Consider the following 17,349-nt stretch of genomic DNA (forward strand, 5'->3'; position numbering starts at 1 on the left):
CGGCCGGTCAGCCCAGCCGCAACGCCACCACGCCGGCGACGATGAACAGCGCCGAGGCCGCGCGCCAGGCGGTCATCTTCTCGCCCAGCGCGAACACGGAGATCGCCATGGCGAACAGGATCGAGCTTTCGCGGAGCGAGGCCACCGAGGCGATCGGCGCTTTTGTCATCGCCCACATGGCGATGGCGTAGGCACCGCCGCTGAGCAGGCCGGTGAACAAGCCGAGCCGCCATTCCACGGCAAGCGTCTGCGCCAGCCGCCTGCCGCGATAGACGAGCGCCAGCAGCGTCGCCACGATGCCGTCGCACACGAACAGCCACGCGGCATAGCTGAGCGCCGTGTGCGCCTCGCGCGCGCCCAGCCCGTCAGCCAGCGTATAGCCGGCGATGAACAGCGAGGTGGTGAGCGCATAGCCCACGGCCGCCGGATTGAGCGCCGCCAGCCGGCCGCCGCCGCGCAGCGACATCAGGAAGGTGCCCGCCGACAGGAGCAGGATGCCGGCAAGCGCGAACGGGCCCGGCACCTCGCGGATGAGCGCGACGCCGCCGATGGTGGTGATGAGCGGCGCGCTGCCCCGTGCCAGCGGGTAGGTCTGGGCCAGATCGCCCACCTCATAGGCGCGGATCAGGAACAGCCGGTAGCCGATATGCAGCACCAGCGACACGCCGATCCAGATCCATGCCATGCGGTTGGGGAAGGCGACGAAGGGCAACAGCGGCAGCGAGGCGACGGCCATGCCGAGCGCCGTCAGCGAGATCGAGGCGAAGCGGTCGAGCCGGACCTTGATCAGCGCATTCCACGACGCATGCATCAGCGCCGCGGCAAGGACGGCGCTGAAGACGGCAAGGGTCATGTCATTCACCTGCTGCTTTCGCGTTGTGTACCAAGCCGGCTTATCATTTCGAGCCGGAACTAAAGCTTCGCCGCCCCTCTTGCAATGCGCAGGAGCGGGGCGATGCTTTGGTCCACCCCGGTGCCGGAGCGGCTTGATTTGGAAGCATCGCCCGTATAGCCGAGGGTTAGTCGGGTCCGGGAAGGAAGATTTCGTGGCAGATCAGCTCCATGACGGCGATGCTCGGGCGCAGCCGATGCTGGAGATCGAGCGGCTGGTGCGCCGGTTGGGGCCGGGCTTCACGCTCGGCCCGATCGACCTGTCGATCGGAGCAAGGCAGATCGTGTGCCTGGTCGGCCATTCCGGCTGCGGCAAATCCACCCTGCTGCGCCTGATTGCCGGCATCGAGCGGCCGGACAGCGGCACGGTCAGGCTGGACGGCAAGGCGCTGGCCGGGCCGGGTGTGTTCGTCGAACCGGAGAAGCGCAATATCGGCTTCGTGTTCCAGGACTATGCGCTGTTTCCCCACCTGACGGTGAAGCAGAACATCCTGTTCGGACTGCGCAAGCGGCCGCGCGAGGAGGCGCGGGCACGCGTCGCCATGCTTCTCGAACTCACCGCGCTCACCGCGATGGCCGGCCGCTATCCGCACATGCTGTCGGGCGGCGAGCAGCAGCGCGCCGCCCTGGCCCGCGCATTGGCCCCGGAGCCGTCCATCGTGCTCATGGACGAGCCGTTCTCTAACCTCGACCGCGACCTGCGCGAGCGGGTGCGCCACGAAACCATCGCACTGCTGCGCCGCACGGCGACGACCGCGGTGATCGTCACCCACGATCCGGAGGAAGCGCTGTCAACCGGCGACCGCATCGTGCTGATGAAGTCCGGCCAGATCGTCCAGAACGGCACCGGACGGGACCTGCACGACCGGCCGACCGACCGCTACGCGGCCGAGTTCTTCAGCACCTTCAACCGGGTTCCCGGCATCTATCGCGGCGGCGCCCTCCACACCGCCCTCGGCGCCTTCCCGTGCCGGCTCGATCTTGCCGAGGGCAGCGAAGCGCTGGCCTTCATCCGTCCCCAGGCGGTCTGCCCCTGCATGGCTTTGGACGGCCTTTCGGGCGCGGTGCGCTCGCGCAGCTTCCGCGGCGAGATCGAGCAGCTCGAACTCGATGTCGAAGGCCTCACGGCGCCGCTTGTGATGCGCACCACGCAGCGCCTGAACATACAGGACGGCAAGCTGCGCTTCCGCATCGACCCCGAGACCGTGCTGGCCTTCACGGCCGCCTGAGCCAGGCCGCAATGAACTTTCCGTGATCGATCGCAAACTGGTCCAATGAAACTTGACTAACTGGATCATAAATGGTGCAGCGCATGTGCAACCCAACACAGGAGGAGAGGTTCCATGCGCAACGCACATTTCAAGACGACGCTTCTCGCCGCCGCCTCATTACTTGCCGTTGCCAATGTGGCCTCGGCAGCGGAAGTGAGCATCTACACCACCCGCGAACCCGGCCTGATCCAGCCCTTGCTGGATTCCTTCAGCAGCTCCACCGGCATCAAGGTCAACACCGTCTTCCTCAAGGACGGCCTTGCCGAACGCGTGGCTTCCGAAGGTGAAAGCTCGCCGGCCGACATCCTGATGGCGGTCGATGCCGGCAACCTCGTCGACCTCGTCGACAAGGGCGTGACCCAGCCGGTCGAATCCGCCGTGCTGAGCGAGGCGATCCCCGCCCAGCTCCGCGACGCCGACGGGAACTGGTTCGGCCTGTCCATGCGCGCCCGCGTGGTCTACGCCGCCAAGGACCTCGACCTCGACGCCATCACCTATGAGGACCTGTCCGACCCGAAATGGAAGGGCAAGGTCTGCATCCGTTCCGGCCAGCACCCGTACAACACCGCCCTGATCGCCGACTACATCGCCCATTACGGGCCGGAGGACACCGAGAAGTGGCTGACTGGCCTCAAGGACAACCTCGCGCGCAAGGCCGCCGGCGGCGACCGCGAGGGCGCCAAGGACATCCTCGGCGGCGTCTGCGACATTGCCGTCGCCAACTCCTACTATGTGGGCCTTATGCGCTCGGGCAAGGGCGGCGACGAGCAGAAGCAGTGGGCCGATGCGATCAAGGTCGTCCTGCCGACCTTCAAGGACGACGGCACCCATGTGAACATTTCCGGCGCGGCCGTCGCCAAGCATGCCCCGAACAAGGAAGAGGCGGTCAAGCTGCTGGAATATCTGGTTTCCGACGAAGCGCAGAAGATCTACGCCGAAGCGAACTATGAATATCCGGTCAAGGCCGGCGTCGCCGCCGATCCGATCATCGCCGAGCTTGGCGAACTGAAGATCGACTCCAAGCCGCTCACCGAGATCGTCGGCCACCGCAAGGCGGCCAGCGAACTGGTCGACAAGGTCGGCTTCGACAACTGACATGGATGAAGGGCGCCCGCCACGGGTGCCCTTCCTTTTTTCATGACCATGGCGGCGACAGGCTTCAGGCAAAACGGCAGGCGGCGCTCCGGCGCCGTCTGGCTCATTGCGGCCGGTGCCACGGCATTCGCCGTCGCCCTGCCCTTCCTCGCGCTTCTGGTCGAGGCGACGCAGGGGTCCGACGGGCTTTGGACGCATCTTTTCTCGACCATCCTGCCCGTCGCCCTGCGCGACACGCTGGTCCTGCTTGCCGGCGTCGGCCTCCTTGTCGCCGCCCTCGGCACCGGCACGGCATGGCTGGTCACCGCCTATGAGTTTCCGGGGCGCCGCATGCTGGAATGGGCGCTGCTGCTGCCGCTGGCCGTTCCCACCTATATCGTCGCCTATGCCTATCTCGACATATTGCACCCGATCGGCATCGTGCAGGATACGCTGCGCAACCTCCTCGGCTATTCCAGCCCGCGCGAATTCCGCCTGCCCGACATCCGCTCGATGACGGGCTGCATCCTGCTGCTCGCCTTCGTGCTCTACCCCTATGTCTACATCGCCACCCGCGCCATGTTCCTGACCCAGCCGGCCAGCCTGATCGAGGCGGCCCGCACGCTCGGCGTTTCCCGCCGCGCCGTCTTCTGGCGTGTCGCCCTGCCGCTGGCCCGCCCCGCCGTCGCCGTGGGCATCAGCCTAGCGCTGATGGAGACGCTGAACGACATCGGCGCCGCCGAATTCCTCGGCGTGCGCACCCTCACCGTCTCGATCTACACGACCTGGATCACCCGCTCCGACCTGCCGGGCGCCTCGCAGATCGCGCTGTCGCTGCTGGTCGTGGTGGTGGCGGTGGTGGCACTGGAGCAATATGCGCGCCGCAGGCAGCGCTTCGCCGCCGGCGCCCAGCGCAGCGGCAAGAGCTTCGAGCGCCAGCGCGTGTCCGCTCCCGTCGGCCTGCTGCTCCTCCTCCTCGGGCTGGTCCCGGTGTTGATCGGCTTTGGCGGGCCGGCCCTCTACCTGGCCACCGAAGCCTGGGCGCGCATCGGCTATGCCGGCCTGCCGCCGCGGTTCTTCCCTATAGCATCGAGCACGATCGTGTTCTCGGCGGCCGCCACCTTGCTGACGCTGGTTCTGGGTGCTGCGGCAGCCTACGCGGCCCGCATCCGGCCGGGCGGTGTTTCCGCCACCGCCTTCCGGCTCTCCACCATCGGCTATGCCGCGCCCGGCACGGTGGTCGCCATCGGGCTGGTGATCGTGCTCGGCGGCTTCGACCGCACGGTGAACGCGCTGGCCGGCTCCTGGTTCGGCATCTCCACCGGCCTCATCTTCCTCGGCTCGGGCGCGGCACTGGTCTATGCCTATACGGCGCGCTTCCTCGCCATCTCGGCCGGCGGCATGGCGGCCGGCCTCAGCCGCATTCCCCAGTCGCTGGACGAGGTATCCCGCACGCTGGGAGAAACCGCCTCCGGCACCATGCGGCGCGTTCACCTGCCGCTGTCGAAGACGGCGCTCGCCGCCTCCGCCCTGCTGGTGTTCGTCGATTGCGTGAAGGAACTGCCGGCGACCCTGCTGCTGCGGCCGCTCAATGTCGAGACGCTGGCCACCCATCTCTATGGCGAAGCGGCGCGCGGCACCTATGAGGAAGCGTCGATCTCGGCGCTCGCCATCGTGCTGATCGCCATGCTGCCGGTGGCGCTTCTGTCGCGGGTGGGCTCGGAACGCAATCTGCGGCAGGGGGACGCCGCGCCCCTGCCCCAGGCGCTGCCGTCAGTTCAGCAGCATCACATCGCCTGACGAGAAGCTGACCTCCACCTTGTCGCCGATCTGCGGCGGCGGCGTAGCGGGATTGTTGAACGTGTCCAGCGAAACCGTGCTGTCGCCCGTGCGCACGCGAACGCGGATCACCGAGCCGAGGAACTGCACGTCGGCGATCTCGCCCGCCAGCAACACGTCGTCACCCTTCCTGCGGTCGAGCGTGATCGCCTCGGGGCGCAGCGCCAGGGACAGGGCATCGCCCGGCCGCGCCCCGTCGAGCTTGTCCTTGAGCGCGATCTCGCCGGTGCCGACCCGCACCTTGCCGGACTCGGCCAGCCGGCCTTCGAGGATGTTGAGCGTGCCGACGAAACCGGCCACGAAGCGTGTCGCCGGCCGGTTGTAGATCTCGAAGGCGGTGCCCACCTGCTCGGCCTTGCCGCCATACATGACCACGATGCGGTCGGAGATGGACAGCGCCTCCTCCTGATCGTGAGTGACGAAGATGGTGGTGATGCCGAGCTTCTTCTGGATGGAGCGGATTTCCTCGCGCAGCGACACGCGCACCTTGGCGTCGAGCGCCGACAGCGGCTCGTCGAGCAGCAGCACCTTGGGCCGCGGCGCCAGCGCGCGGGCCAGCGCGATGCGCTGCTGCTGGCCGCCCGAGAGCTGATAGGGATAGCGCGACCCGAACTCGCCTGCCGGCAGCTTGATGATGTCGAGCATCTCGGCGACACGGCTGTCGATCTCTGCCCTGGGCACGCCCGCGACCTTGAGGCCGAAGCCGATGTTCTGCGCCACCGTGAGATTGGGAAACAGCGCATAGGCCTGGAACACCATGCCGATGTTGCGCTGGTTGGGCTTCAGCGTCGTCACATCCTTGCCGCCGATGACGATGCGCCCGCCGCTCGGCTCCTCGAAGCCGGCGACCATGCGCAGCACCGTGGTCTTGCCGCAGCCGGACGGGCCGAGGAAGGACACGAATTCCCCCGCTTCGATATCGAGATTGAAGTCCTGCACGACGGTCGCGGTCCCGAAGGATTTGCGCACATGCTGGATCGACAGGAAGGGTTCTGGCATTGGCTCAGCGCTCTCCATTCTCAATGCTGGACGCCCGGCGCCTTGGGCGCGAACTTCGAGACGAACTGGATCAGGGCCATGCAGCCCCAGGTGATGGCGAAGGCGATCACCGCCAGCGCCGCCGGCTCATACGCGCGGTTGGCGCCGAGCAATTGCATGTAGGGCCCGAAGGACGGCCGGTTGAGCAGCGCAGCCATGACGAACTCGCCGATGACGATGGCGAAGGTGATGAAAGCGCCCGACAGCACCGCCACCGCCACATTGGGCAGGATGACGCGCGCGAGGATGGTCACCCATCCGGCGCCGAGGCTCTGGGCGGCTTCGGTCAGGGTGGCGACGTCGATGGCGCGCAGGCCCGTATCCACCGCCCGGTACATATAGGGCAGCGACAGGATCACATAGCCGAACATCAGGAGCAGGTTGGTGCCCGTCGCCGAGCCGGTCAGCGGCAGCCAGGACGAGGTGTTGTAGAGGCGGATATAGCCGAAGACGATGACGATCGGCGGGATGATCAGCGGCAGCAGCGTGATGAATTCCAGGATCGGCCGCCAGCGCGGCAGCTTCAGCCGCACCCAGTAGGCGGTCGGCACCACCAGCAGCACGCCGAACGCGATGGTGGCGAGCGCCATCACCACCGAATAGGTGAAGGTCTGCTGGAAGCGCGGATCGGCCAGCACCGTCCAGTAGGCGTCGAGCGTATAGGCGCCGCGACGCATCTTGAGCGAGAATTCCGCCGTGCTGACCAGCGGCAGGACGAAGTAGAGCGCGCCGAGACCGAAGAACAGCCAGGACCAGATGCGGTTCAACCTCATTTCACCCACCTCTCGCTGCGCGACCGAAGCCAGATGTAGATGAAGTTGGCGATACCGGTGACGACGATCATGCCGAAGGCCAGCGCATAGCCGAGATGCGGGTCCTGAAGCACGTCGCCGCGGATCTGCGCGAACAGCAGGATCGGCACGATGGACAGCGAGCTGCCGGTCAGCGCATAGGCGGTGGCCACGGCGCCGAAGGCATTGGCGAACAACAGCGCGAAGGTGCCGAGCAGGCTCGGCCACAGGATCGGCAGCGCCACCATGCGCCAGTACTGGAAGGGCGAGGCGCCGAGGATGGAGGCGGCCTCGCGCCATTCGCGCCGCATCCCGTCCAGCGCCGGCGTCATGATCAGGATGGTCAGCGGGATCTGGAAGAACAGGTAGGTCAGCGTCAGCCCGCCGAAGGACAGGATGTTGAAGCCCATCGCATAGATGTTGATGCCGAACCAGTCACGCAGGATGAGCGTGACGAGGCCGAGCCGGCCGAAGGTGGCCAGGAAGGCGAAGGCCAGCGGAATGCCGGCGAAGTTGGAGGCGACGCCCGAGAAGGTGAGCATCGGCGAGCGCAGCCAGCCCGGCAGGCCGCCCAGCACCATGGCCCACGCCATCAGGAAGCCGACCAGGCAGCCGAGCAGCGCCGAGGCGAGGCTGATGCGGATCGAGATCCAGTAGGCCGCCATGATCGACGGCTGGAACAGGTTGACGATGTTGTCGAGGGTGAACTCGCCCGCCGCGTTGCGGAAGGAGCCGACCACGATCTGCATGGTGGGCAGCACGAGGAACAGAAGCGCGAACAGCAGGAACGGCACCACGCCCAGCCAGGCGTATGACAGGCGCGGGCGCGCTGTTTGCGCAGCCGGCGCGGCGATCGATTGACTCATGCGCGATTATCCCTCCTGCCGGACCGCCATGCACCCTTAGCGGTATCCCGGACGCTTCCGGCGCGGCACAGGAAGCGCCGCGCCGTGGTCGGTTCTGCCTACTGGACGTTGGCGCCGACGACGCTGTCCCAGCCGCCGGTGACGGCGTTCTTGTTGGCGTCCTGCTCCTCAAGCGAGGGGAACACGGCCTTGGTGTAGGCCTCGGCCGGCGGCAGCTTGTCGAGGACTTCCTGCGGCACCTTGCCTTCGGAGACGAGCTGGTTGAAGCGCGCCGGGTGGCAGTAGCCCTTCAGGAAGCCGAGCTGGCCCTCGTCGGAATAGATGTATTCCAGCCACAGCTTGGCCGCGTTCGGGTGCGGCGCGTAGGCGCTGATCGCCTGGGCATAGACGCCGGCGACGACGCCGCTCTTCGGCACCACGACCTCGACCGGCGGGTTGCCGTCCAGCGTGTCGCGGTCGGCGAGCGCGTTGTAGTCCCAGCGCACGATGATCGGCGTGGTGCCCTGCGCCAGCGACGAGGCCTTGCCGATGACCGGCACGAAGTTGCCCTTCTCGTTGAGCTGCTTGAAGAAGTCGAGGCCGGCTTCCGAAGCCTTGGAGGCATCGCCGCCCGCAGCCGCGAGGCCGGCGGCATAGACCGACAGGATGGCCTGGTTCGCAGCGCGCGGATCACCCGCCAGCGCGACCGAATTGGCGTATTCGGGCTTCAGCAGGTCGGCCCAGTCCTGCGGCACTTCCTTGACGATATCGGTGTTCACCTCGAAGGAGAGCACGCCGTAATAGCCACCATACCAGTGGCCCTCGGGGTCCTTCACTTCGATGCCGTCGAAGGTCGAGACCTTGTAGGGCAGGAGCAGGCCTTCCTTGGTCGAGGACGGGCCGAAGGCGAGGCCCACGTCGATCACGTCAGGTGCCTGCGGGCCGGTGTTGCCCTTGTTGGCGCGGATCGCCTCGATCTCGTCGGCCGAACCCGCGTCGGGGTTCAGTTCGTTGAGGCTGATTTCCGGATATTTGGCCTTGAAGCCGGCCAGGATGCCTTCCCAGCCACACCAGTCGTGCGGCAGGGCGATAACGCTCAGCATGCCCTCCTTCTTGGCCGCCTCGACGATTTCGTCCATCGACTGGGCGGACGAAATGGCCGACGTGACCATCAAAGTGGCTGCCGTTATGGACAGTACCTTCCCCGCAAACTTGTACATCTCGTTATCTCCGTTGAGCTGACGCCTTGTGACGCCTGCGACGCGGTACCGAGTTCATGTGACGTTCGCATGAAGCCAGATGAAACCTTCCCGCCCCAAAGTGAAAGGCTAAACCAGTTTTGCCGATCCTAGCAATCGGCCGATATTGTTTTCCGGCTAATAGCTTCTCCCTCCTGTTCCCCTCTGGTGGTTGCGTTCCGATCCGGGCGGCCTGCGCCGCTTCTCAGACGGTTCCGGCGATGGCGCTTTCGAGCAGCTTGAGCGCGCCATCCCTGGTCAGCTTGAGCGGGTTGCCGCCGGCCGTCGGATCGACGATCGCCATGTCCGCGATCAGTCCCTTGCGCGCGTCATCCATGTCGAGGTCCTTGATCAAACCGGGCAGCGTGTGCGGCACCTTCAGTTCCTCACGCAGCTTCAGGATGGCTGCGGCAAAACCGTCGAAACCTCCCTCGATGCCGCAATAGGCGGCGAGCCGCTCGATGCGCGCCTCGATCGCCTCGCGGTTGAAGGCGAGCACATAGGGCATGAACACCGCGTTGGTCATGCCGTGATGGGTGTCGTAGAGCGCTCCGATCGGATGCGACAGCGAATGGATGGCGCCGAGCCCCTTCTGGAAGGCGGTGGCGCCCATGGCCGCCGCGCTCATCATGTTGGCGCGGGCGATCAGGTCGGAGCCGTCGCGGAACGCCTTGGGCAGGTTTTCCAGCACCAGCCGCACCCCCTCCACCGCGATGCCGTCGGCCATCGGGTGGTAGCCCGGCGCGCAATAGGCCTCGAGGCAGTGGGCCAGCGCATCCATGCCGGTGCCTGCGGTGATGAAGGGCGGCATGCCGGCGGTGAGTTCCGGATCGGCGATGACGATGGCCGGCATCATCTTCGGGTGGAAGATGACCTTCTTGGTGTGCGAGGCCTCATGGGTGATGACGCCGGCGCGGCCGACTTCCGAGCCGGTGCCGGCGGTGGTCGGCACGGCCACGATCGGCACGATCTTGTCCGCATCGGCGCGGGTCCACCAGTCGCCGATGTCCTCGAAATCCCAGACGGGGCGGCTCTGGCCCGCCTGGAAGGCGATCAGCTTGCCGAGGTCCAGCGCCGAGCCGCCGCCGAAGGCGATGACGCCGTCATGGCCACCCTTGTTGAACACCTCGATGCCGGCGGTGAGGTTGGCTTCGACCGGGTTCGGCTTCACGTCCGAGAACACGCCATGGGGCACCTTGGCCGCGTCGAGGATGGCCAGCGTCGACGCGGCCAAGGGAAGCTTCGCCAGTCCCGGATCGGTGACGAACAGCGGGTTCTTGATGCCCGAAGCGGCAAGCGACTCCGGCAGTTCCTTGATGCGCCCCACGCCGAAAAGCACGGTGGTCGGGTAGTTCCATTTGGAGACGGGATTGGTCATGTGAGTGTCTTTCAGCGGGATATTGAAGTGGCGGCAGGGGCAGCGTCGTCCCCGACACCGGGAAGTGGAGCCGTTCGGGAATGGACCCCGGCTCGCGGTCGCTTTGCTCCCGTGGCAGGGATGACGAAAGTCATCAGATCTCTTCCCTCAGGTGATAGCTCTTCGGCCGGGTCAGATTGTCGTAGCCGATGGCCGACAGCGCCGCGCCCTTGCCGGTGTCCTTGACGCCGGTCCACACCAGCGCCGGGTCGAGATAGTCGCAGCGGTTCATGAAGATGGTGCCGGTTTCCACCCGGTCGCCGATCGCCACCGCATGCTCGGTGTCGGTGGTCCAGATCGAGGCGGTCAGCCCGTAGGGGCTGTCGTTCATCAGCGCGACGGCCTCCTCGTCGTTGCGCACTTTCATGATGCCGACGATGGGCCCGAAGCTCTCCTCGCGCATGACGCTCATCTGGTGGTCGACATTGGTCAGCACCTCCGGCGCCAGATAGGGCGAGCCGGCGACGTCCTTGTCGACCTTCATGTTGATGTGGGCGGTCGCGCCCTTGCGCAGGGCCTCGGCCTTCTGCTCGCGGATCAGGTCGGCGAAGCGCGCCTGCGCCATCGGCCCCATGGTGGTCGCCTGTTCGAGCGGATTGCCGACGACATAGTTCCTGGTCTCGGCAATGAAGCCCTCGACGAATTCGTCATAGACTTTCTCATGCACATAGACGCGCTCGATGCCGCAGCAGCATTGCCCGGTGTTGAAGAAGGCCCCGTCGACCAGATTGACGACCGCGTGGCCGATCTTCGCATCCGGCAGCACATAGGCCGGGTCCTTGCCGCCGAGTTCGAGGCCGAGCGTCATGAAAGTGCCGGCCGCCGCCTTCTCGATGGCGCGCCCGCCGCCCACCGAACCGGTGAAGTTGACGTGGTCGATCTTGCCGGAGCCGAGCAGCTTCTCGGTCTGGCCGTGGCTGAGCACGAGGTTCTGGAACACGCCCTTGGGCAGGCCGGCCATCTCGAAGGCCTTCGCGAAGCGCTCGCCGACCAACAGGGTCTGGGCCGCATGCTTGAGGAGCACGGTGGAGCCCGCCATCAGTGCCGGCACGATAGTGTTGACGGCGGTGAGATAGGGATAGTTCCACGGCGCGATGACCATGACGACCCCGAGCGGCTCCTTCTTCACATAGCGGCGGAAACCGTTCTTCGCGTTGGAAGCCGGCACCGCCTTCAGCGCCTGCTCGGCGATCTCGACCATGTAGGAGACACGCTCCTTCACCCCGCCGAACTCGCCGCCATAGCGCACCGGCCGGCCCATCTGCCAGGCGATCTCCGGCACGATCTCGTCGGTCATGGAGACCAGCGCCTCCAGCATGGCGAGCATGTATTTGCCGCGTTCGGCAATCGAGGTCTGGGCCCAGGCGACCTGCGCCGCGCGGGCCCGCTCGACCGCGGCGTTGACCGCCTGGTCGGTCGCGACCGGCCGCTCGGCATAGATGGAGCCATCGATGGGGGATATGAGCTTGACCGTCTCGGTCATGGTGGTTGGTCCTTCGTCAGTTGAGGCGGCCGGGAAAGCCGCCCGTTCTCATGTCTGTCCGTTCCGGACGGAGGCAGGGTCCCGCCCGGACATGCTTGCCGATCAGTAGCGCTCGAAGCCGCGATGCAGCTCCCAGTCGGTGATGCGCCGGTCGTATTCCATCTGCTCCCAGCGCGCCGTATGCACATAATGCTCGATCACGTCCTCGCCGAAGGCTTGCCTGAGCATTTTCGACTTGAGCATGGTCTCGGTCGCGTCGCGCAGGGTCTTCGGGATTTCCGGCAGGCGAGCGGCCTGGTAGGCGTCGCCGACGAACGGCTTCTGCAATTCCAGCTTCTCGTCGATACCGGCAAGGCCCGCCGCGATCAACGCCGCGAAGGCGAGGTAGGGATTGAGGTCGGCGCCGCCGATGCGGCATTCCATGCGGATGGCCTTGGTGCCCTCGCCGCACAGGCGGAAGCCGGCGGTACGGTTGTCCTCCGACCACATGATCTTGGTCGGCGCGAAGGTGCCGGCCTGGAAGCGCTTGTAGGAGTTGATGTAGGGCGCCAGGAAGTAGGTGTATTCCTTGGCATATTTGATCTGGCCCGCCGACCACTGGCGGCCGAGTTCCGACAGGGTCCACGGCGCGTCCTTGTCGAAGAACAGCGGCTTCTTGCCGTCCGCGCTCCACAGCGAGTTGTGGACATGGCTGGAATTGCCGGCCAGGTCGTAATTGTACTTGGCCATGAAGGTCACGGCCTTGCCTTCCTGGTCGGCGATCTCCTTGGCGCCGTTCTTCAGGAACACATGCCGGTCGGCCATTTCCATGGCCTCGGCATAGCGCACATTGATCTCTTCCTGGCCCGGCCCCCACTCGCCCTTGGAGTTCTCGATCGGGATGCCCGCCGCATGCATCTCGTTGCGCAGGCGGCGCATGTAGCCTTCTTCCTTGGTGGTGATGCCGATCAGATAATCGCCGATATAGGGCGAGGCCGTGTTCAGGTTCTGCCAGCGCTTCTCGCGGGCGGAATCATACGTCTCCGACAGCAGGAAGAACTCCAGTTCGGAGGCGAAATAGGCCAGGTAGCCACGTTCCTCCAGCCGTTTGATCTGCCGCTTGAGGATGCCGCGCGGCGAATGCGGCAGGTCCTCGTGGGTGTGGTGGTCCTGCGAGTCGCACAGCACCAGCGCCGTCTTCTCCAGCCACGGCACCGGGCGGATGGTGGAAAGGTCCGGCTTCATGACGAAATCGCCATAGCCGCGCGACCAGCTTGCCGCCTTGTAGCCCGGCACCGGCTCCATATCGATGTCGTCGGCCATCAGATAGTTGCAGCCATGCGTTTCTTCATAGGCGGAATCGACGAAAAACTGCGCGAGGAAGCGCTTGCCGATCAGGCGGCCCTGCATGTCGATCGCCGCCGTGAGCACGGTATCGATCTCGCCCGCGGCGACTGCGCTCTTCAATTGTTCGAAAGAGAGTTTTCCGGCCATTCTTTTCTCCGCCGCGCGCGCGGCCGCATGATTGCTGGTTCGGTTTGATGTTCGTCGAGGGGAATGCCCGGCCGCCGGAGCGGCCGGGCGATGTCAGTGTCAGCTATAGCGGTATGGCGCACCGGCCTTGGTCATGGACTCGTTGTATTTCTTGATGATGTCGACGACCTTCGCCGCGCGCGGGCTCTGGCCCGCGACCTCATCCCAGAACTTGAAGGCCTCGTCCTCCACCGTCTTCCACTCGTTGGAAGGAATGGTGGTCAGCTCGAGCTTGCCTTCGTTGCGGTACTTCGCCTCGCCGGCCCAGTACCAATGCTGGCGATAGTAGTGCGATGCGTCCATCGCCAGCCGGAAGAGCTGCTGCAGATGCTCCGGCACGGCGTTCCACTTGTCGGTGTTGACGAAGTAGGAGCCGGCCCAGGCGCCCGACAGCGGGTTGGTCAGGTAATATTTCAGCACGTCGGCCCAGCCCACCGTGTGCATCTCGGTGATGCCGCACCAGCACACGCCGTCGAGTTCGCCGGTCTGGATCGCCGGCTCGACGTCCTCATAGGGCAGCGACACCGGAATGACGCCGAACTTCGAAAGGAACTGGCCGCCGGTCGGGAAGGTGTAGACGCGCAGGCCCTTGAGGTCTTCCAGCGAGTTGATCGGCTTGGTGGTGCCAAAGTTGCAGGGGTCCCAGGCGCCGGACGACAGCCAGGTCACGCCCGGGATCTCGGCATAGGCTTCCTCCCAGATTTCCTTCAGGCCATGCCAGTGCCACAGCGCCGGCACGTCGAGCGAGTAGCGCGAGGCGAGCGGGAAATACGCGCCGAACACCTTCACGTCGACCGGCGCGGCGGCGGAATCGTCGTCGCTCTGCGCGGCGTCGATCGTGCCGGCCTGCACCGCCCGGAACAGCTCGCCCTGCGGCACGAGCTGGTCGGCGGTGTAAAGCTCGATCTCCATCTCGCCATTGGCGGCCTTGTTGAACCAGTCGATGGAGTTCTTGATGACATGCTCCGCCAGCGCCGGGCCGGCATAGGTCTGCAAGCGCCATTTGATCGGAGATTGTGCCTTCACATAGGGTGTCGCCAGCACGGTCGCGCCGGCCGCACCTGCACCGGTCAACACGGTCCTGCGCAGGAAATCGCGTTTGTTGAGCGTGGTTTTCTCGGTCATTTCCGTTTCTCCTCTGTCGGTTTATCAGGCGGCAATCCAGGGTCCTTGCGGATAGTGGGCCCTTTTCTTCCTCCCTCACATCGCCTTGTAGGTTTCGGGCAGCCACAGGGCGATCTGCGGGAAGATCATCAGGATGATAATCGTCAGCACCATCAGCAAGAAGAAGGGGATGATGGATCGGTAGATGTCGGCCAGCGTGATCTCGGGCGGCGCCATCGCCCGCATCAGGAACAGGTTGTAGCCGAAGGGCGGCGTGATGTAGGCGATCTGGCAGGTGATCGTGTAGAGGATGCCGAACCAGATCGGGTTGAAGCCGAGCGACTTCACCAGCGGGATATAGAGCGGCGCGACGATGACCAGCATGGCGGTGTCGTCGAGGAACATGCCCATGATGACGAACGACAGCAGCATCAGGATCAGGATGGTCCAGGGCGAGAAGTCGTAGGTGTCGACCAGCAGCGCCTTCACGGCCTTGACCGCGCCCAGCCCGTCATAGACCGAGCTGAAGCACAGCGCCCCCAGGATGATCCACATGAACATGCACGAGATGCCCAGCGTGTTGCGGCTGGAATCCTCGAACACCTGGCGGTTGAGGTTGCCTGCCCACCACGCCGCACCCACCGAAAGCAGGGCGCCGACCGCCGCGCTTTCGACGAGGCTGGTGACGCCGGTCATGAACAGCGTCATCATGACGGCGAAAATGGCCAGCGGCAGGATACCGGAGCGCAGCAGCCGGAATTTCTCCTCCCATGTGATCTCGGCCCGTTCCTCTTCCGGCAGCGCCGGCCCCATTTCCGGCTGCAGCTTGCAGCGGATGTAGACGTAGAGCGCGAAGATGACCGCCATCAATATTCCGGGGCCGATTCCCGCCAGCCACAGGTCGATCACCGGCGTGCGCGCGATCATGGCATAGAGCACCAGCACCACGCTCGGCGGTATGAGGATGCCGAGAGACGAGCCCGCCTGGACGACGCCGGTCACCATCGCCTTGTCGTAGCCGTGACGCAGCAGTTGCGGCAGCGCGATCGTCGCGCCGATCGCCATGCCGGCGACCGACAGGCCGTTGAGCGCCGCGATCAGCACCATCAGGCCGATCGTGCCGAGCGCCAGGCCGCCTTTGACCGGCCCGAACCAGACATGGAACATGCGGTAGAGGCCGGAAGCCATGCCGGATTCCGACAGCATGTAGCCCATGAACACGAAGAACGGCACCGTGATCAGCGGATACCAGTTCAGCACCTGGAAGGTGGCGTTGAAGGGCATCTCGAAGGAGCCCTGCCCCCACAGCCACAAGGCCGCCGCCGAGCCGACGAACCCGATGACGCCGAACACGCGCTGCCCGGTGAACAGCAGCACCATCATGGTGCCGAACATGAAAAGCGTGATGAGTTCCGAGCTCATGTAATCGGCTTCCCGCGCCAGATGGCGACGTCCTTGAAAAATGCGGAGATGCACTGGAGCAGCATCAGGAAGACGCCGGCCGTCATGATCGTCTTGATCGGCCACAGCACCGGGCTCCAGGCCGTATAGTTCTTCTGGTTGTAGACGATCGCATAATGCGTGCTCGACAGCCCGCCGCCGAACAGCACGACCAGATAGAAGATGACGAAGAGGATGGTGAAGGCATCGGTGATCGCCCGCCGCCTGGCGTCGAGGCGGCCATAGAACAGGTCCATGCGCACATGCTGGTCGAGTTGCAGCGTGTAGGCGCCGCCGAGCAGGTAATAGGCGGAGATGAGGAATTGCGACATCTCCAGCGCCCAGTTGATCGGCACGCCGGTGACGACGCGCGAGAACGTCGAAGCCAGCAAAATGCCGCCCATGACGAAGAACAGGTACATGGCGATGCGCCCGACCCGGTAGTTCAGCGCGTCGACATAGCGCACGTAAAGCCTGATCGGTTCAGGCATCGGCTTCTCCCTTGTCCACCACCTTCCCGCCGCGGATATGAATCTTGCCCAGCAGCGAGGCGAGCAGTCCGGCCCATTTGCGCTGGCCGGCCGTATCGGCGATCTCGTCGTTGCGGATTTCGATCATCGCGCAGGCCAGCCCGCGCGAGCGCGCATGCCGCTCCAGCGTGAAATAGACGAGATCGGCCGGCGAATAGGGTTCGTTGGCGCCCACCTTGATGCCGGCCACGCCGTTCAGCGCCCGCAGCAGCGGCACCGAGATGCGCTCGTCCTCGTCATGGATGATGCCGATATGCCATGGCCGCTGCTTGCCGAAATAGACCGGCGTGTAGGAATGCACCGACACCAGCCGCGTCTCGCGCCCCGCGGCCAGCCGCTCCTCGACGGTTGCCGCGATCGTGTTGTGGAACGGCCGCCAGACCAGGTCGACCCGCGCCTGCCTTTGCTCGGCCGTCAGCCCGGCATTGCCGGGAATGGCGGTGGTCTCGCTGACCTCTGGGATCAGATTGTGCGCGTCGAGCGGCCGGTTGCAGTCGATCACCAGGCGCGACACGCAGGTTTCGATCAGCGTGGCGTCGAGCGCCTTGGCCAGCATGGTCGCCACCGGCAGCGCGCCGGGGTCCCAGGCGATATGGCGCTGGAACTCTTCCTCGGCCAGGCCGAGCGTGCCGAATTCGGGCGGCATATGGTTGGAGGCGTGGTCGCAGGTGAACACGTAAGGGCTTGTCCCGCCGGGGTTGGTGACCCTGACCGCCTGCTCCGCGATAGCCTGTTTGGGTTGCCCGTTCCCCATCGTGCTCCGTTCCCCAGGCGATGTATCATATATTACTTATTGTTTTTCATTTCGCCTTGACGGATGATTTCATACATATTGTCCAGCTTTGTCAAACCCGTTTTCGCAAGAACCGGCACAAC

General features: G+C 65.3%; 15 protein-coding genes. 3 read left to right on the forward strand and 12 right to left on the reverse strand.

Translation table 11 applies throughout. The annotated features are described in order from the left end of the window. Nucleotides 1-7: 7 nt before the first annotated feature. On the reverse strand, nucleotides 8-853 hold the full coding sequence (locus tag ACVCNR_RS05775; protein WP_354193919.1) for an EamA family transporter: 846 nt from the start codon (nucleotides 851-853) through the stop codon (nucleotides 8-10). 235 nt (nucleotides 854-1,088) lie between these two features. On the opposite strand from ACVCNR_RS05775, the gene ACVCNR_RS05780 reads away from it, so the two are divergent. From ACVCNR_RS05780 to ACVCNR_RS05790, 3 genes are all read left to right on the forward strand, one after another. Further along, nucleotides 1,089-2,120 (forward strand): ABC transporter ATP-binding protein, encoded by a 1,032-nt coding sequence (locus ACVCNR_RS05780; RefSeq protein WP_447075648.1) that lies wholly within the window; start codon nucleotides 1,089-1,091, stop codon nucleotides 2,118-2,120. Between the two features lie 114 nt (nucleotides 2,121-2,234). After that, entirely contained in the window at nucleotides 2,235-3,257 is a 1,023-nt protein-coding gene (locus ACVCNR_RS05785) for an extracellular solute-binding protein (RefSeq protein WP_354193918.1), read from the forward strand. Nucleotides 3,258-3,299: 42 nt separating this feature from the next. Next, on the forward strand, nucleotides 3,300-5,036 hold the full coding sequence (locus ACVCNR_RS05790) for an ABC transporter permease (RefSeq protein WP_447074078.1): 1,737 nt from the start codon (nucleotides 3,300-3,302) through the stop codon (nucleotides 5,034-5,036). On the opposite strand, the gene ACVCNR_RS05795 is transcribed toward ACVCNR_RS05790, so the two are convergent. The 11 genes from ACVCNR_RS05795 to ACVCNR_RS05845 form a co-directional block, all read right to left on the reverse strand. Beyond that, a complete protein-coding gene (locus tag ACVCNR_RS05795) occupies nucleotides 5,010-6,074 on the reverse strand; it encodes an ABC transporter ATP-binding protein (protein WP_447074079.1) in 1,065 nt (354 codons plus the stop codon). The two genes, ACVCNR_RS05790 and ACVCNR_RS05795, sit on opposite strands and share 27 nt — an antisense overlap. 20 nt (nucleotides 6,075-6,094) lie before the next feature. Continuing rightward, nucleotides 6,095-6,886: an ABC transporter permease gene (locus ACVCNR_RS05800; protein ID WP_447074080.1), complete on the reverse strand. Its 792-nt coding sequence runs from the start codon at nucleotides 6,884-6,886 to the stop codon at nucleotides 6,095-6,097. Next, nucleotides 6,883-7,770 carry an ABC transporter permease gene (locus ACVCNR_RS05805; protein ID WP_447074081.1) on the reverse strand — a complete coding sequence of 296 codons (888 nt, stop codon included), beginning with the start codon at nucleotides 7,768-7,770 and terminating at the stop codon, nucleotides 6,883-6,885. The genes ACVCNR_RS05800 and ACVCNR_RS05805 overlap by 4 nt, the downstream gene beginning before the upstream one ends. Nucleotides 7,771-7,868: 98 nt before the next feature. Next, the gene (locus tag ACVCNR_RS05810; protein ID WP_354193914.1) at nucleotides 7,869-8,969 is read right to left on the reverse strand and encodes an ABC transporter substrate-binding protein; all 1,101 of its coding nucleotides are present in this window, start codon (nucleotides 8,967-8,969) and stop codon (nucleotides 7,869-7,871) included. Between the two features lie 223 nt (nucleotides 8,970-9,192). Next, nucleotides 9,193-10,365: an iron-containing alcohol dehydrogenase gene (locus ACVCNR_RS05815; RefSeq protein ID WP_447074082.1), complete on the reverse strand. Its 1,173-nt coding sequence runs from the start codon at nucleotides 10,363-10,365 to the stop codon at nucleotides 9,193-9,195. Between the two features lie 133 nt (nucleotides 10,366-10,498). Further along, nucleotides 10,499-11,887 carry an aldehyde dehydrogenase family protein gene (locus ACVCNR_RS05820; protein ID WP_447074083.1) on the reverse strand — a complete coding sequence of 463 codons (1,389 nt, stop codon included), beginning with the start codon at nucleotides 11,885-11,887 and terminating at the stop codon, nucleotides 10,499-10,501. 102 nt (nucleotides 11,888-11,989) lie between these two features. Further along, nucleotides 11,990-13,360, reverse strand: coding sequence for a glutamine synthetase family protein (locus ACVCNR_RS05825; RefSeq protein ID WP_354193911.1), 1,371 nt, complete (start codon nucleotides 13,358-13,360; stop codon nucleotides 11,990-11,992). A 99-nt stretch (nucleotides 13,361-13,459) separates the two neighbouring features. Beyond that, nucleotides 13,460-14,524: a TRAP transporter substrate-binding protein gene (locus ACVCNR_RS05830; protein ID WP_354193910.1), complete on the reverse strand. Its 1,065-nt coding sequence runs from the start codon at nucleotides 14,522-14,524 to the stop codon at nucleotides 13,460-13,462. Between the two features lie 75 nt (nucleotides 14,525-14,599). Next, nucleotides 14,600-15,925 carry a TRAP transporter large permease gene (locus ACVCNR_RS05835; protein WP_354193909.1) on the reverse strand — a complete coding sequence of 442 codons (1,326 nt, stop codon included), beginning with the start codon at nucleotides 15,923-15,925 and terminating at the stop codon, nucleotides 14,600-14,602. Beyond that, nucleotides 15,922-16,434 (reverse strand): TRAP transporter small permease subunit, encoded by a 513-nt coding sequence (locus ACVCNR_RS05840; protein WP_447074084.1) that lies wholly within the window; start codon nucleotides 16,432-16,434, stop codon nucleotides 15,922-15,924. Before ACVCNR_RS05840 ends, ACVCNR_RS05835 begins: the two co-directional genes overlap by 4 nt. After that, nucleotides 16,427-17,227, reverse strand: coding sequence for an N-formylglutamate amidohydrolase (locus tag ACVCNR_RS05845; protein WP_354193907.1), 801 nt, complete (start codon nucleotides 17,225-17,227; stop codon nucleotides 16,427-16,429). Before ACVCNR_RS05845 ends, ACVCNR_RS05840 begins: the two co-directional genes overlap by 8 nt. Nucleotides 17,228-17,349: the final 122 nt, after the last annotated feature.

The organism is Aquamicrobium terrae (assembly GCF_052978165.1).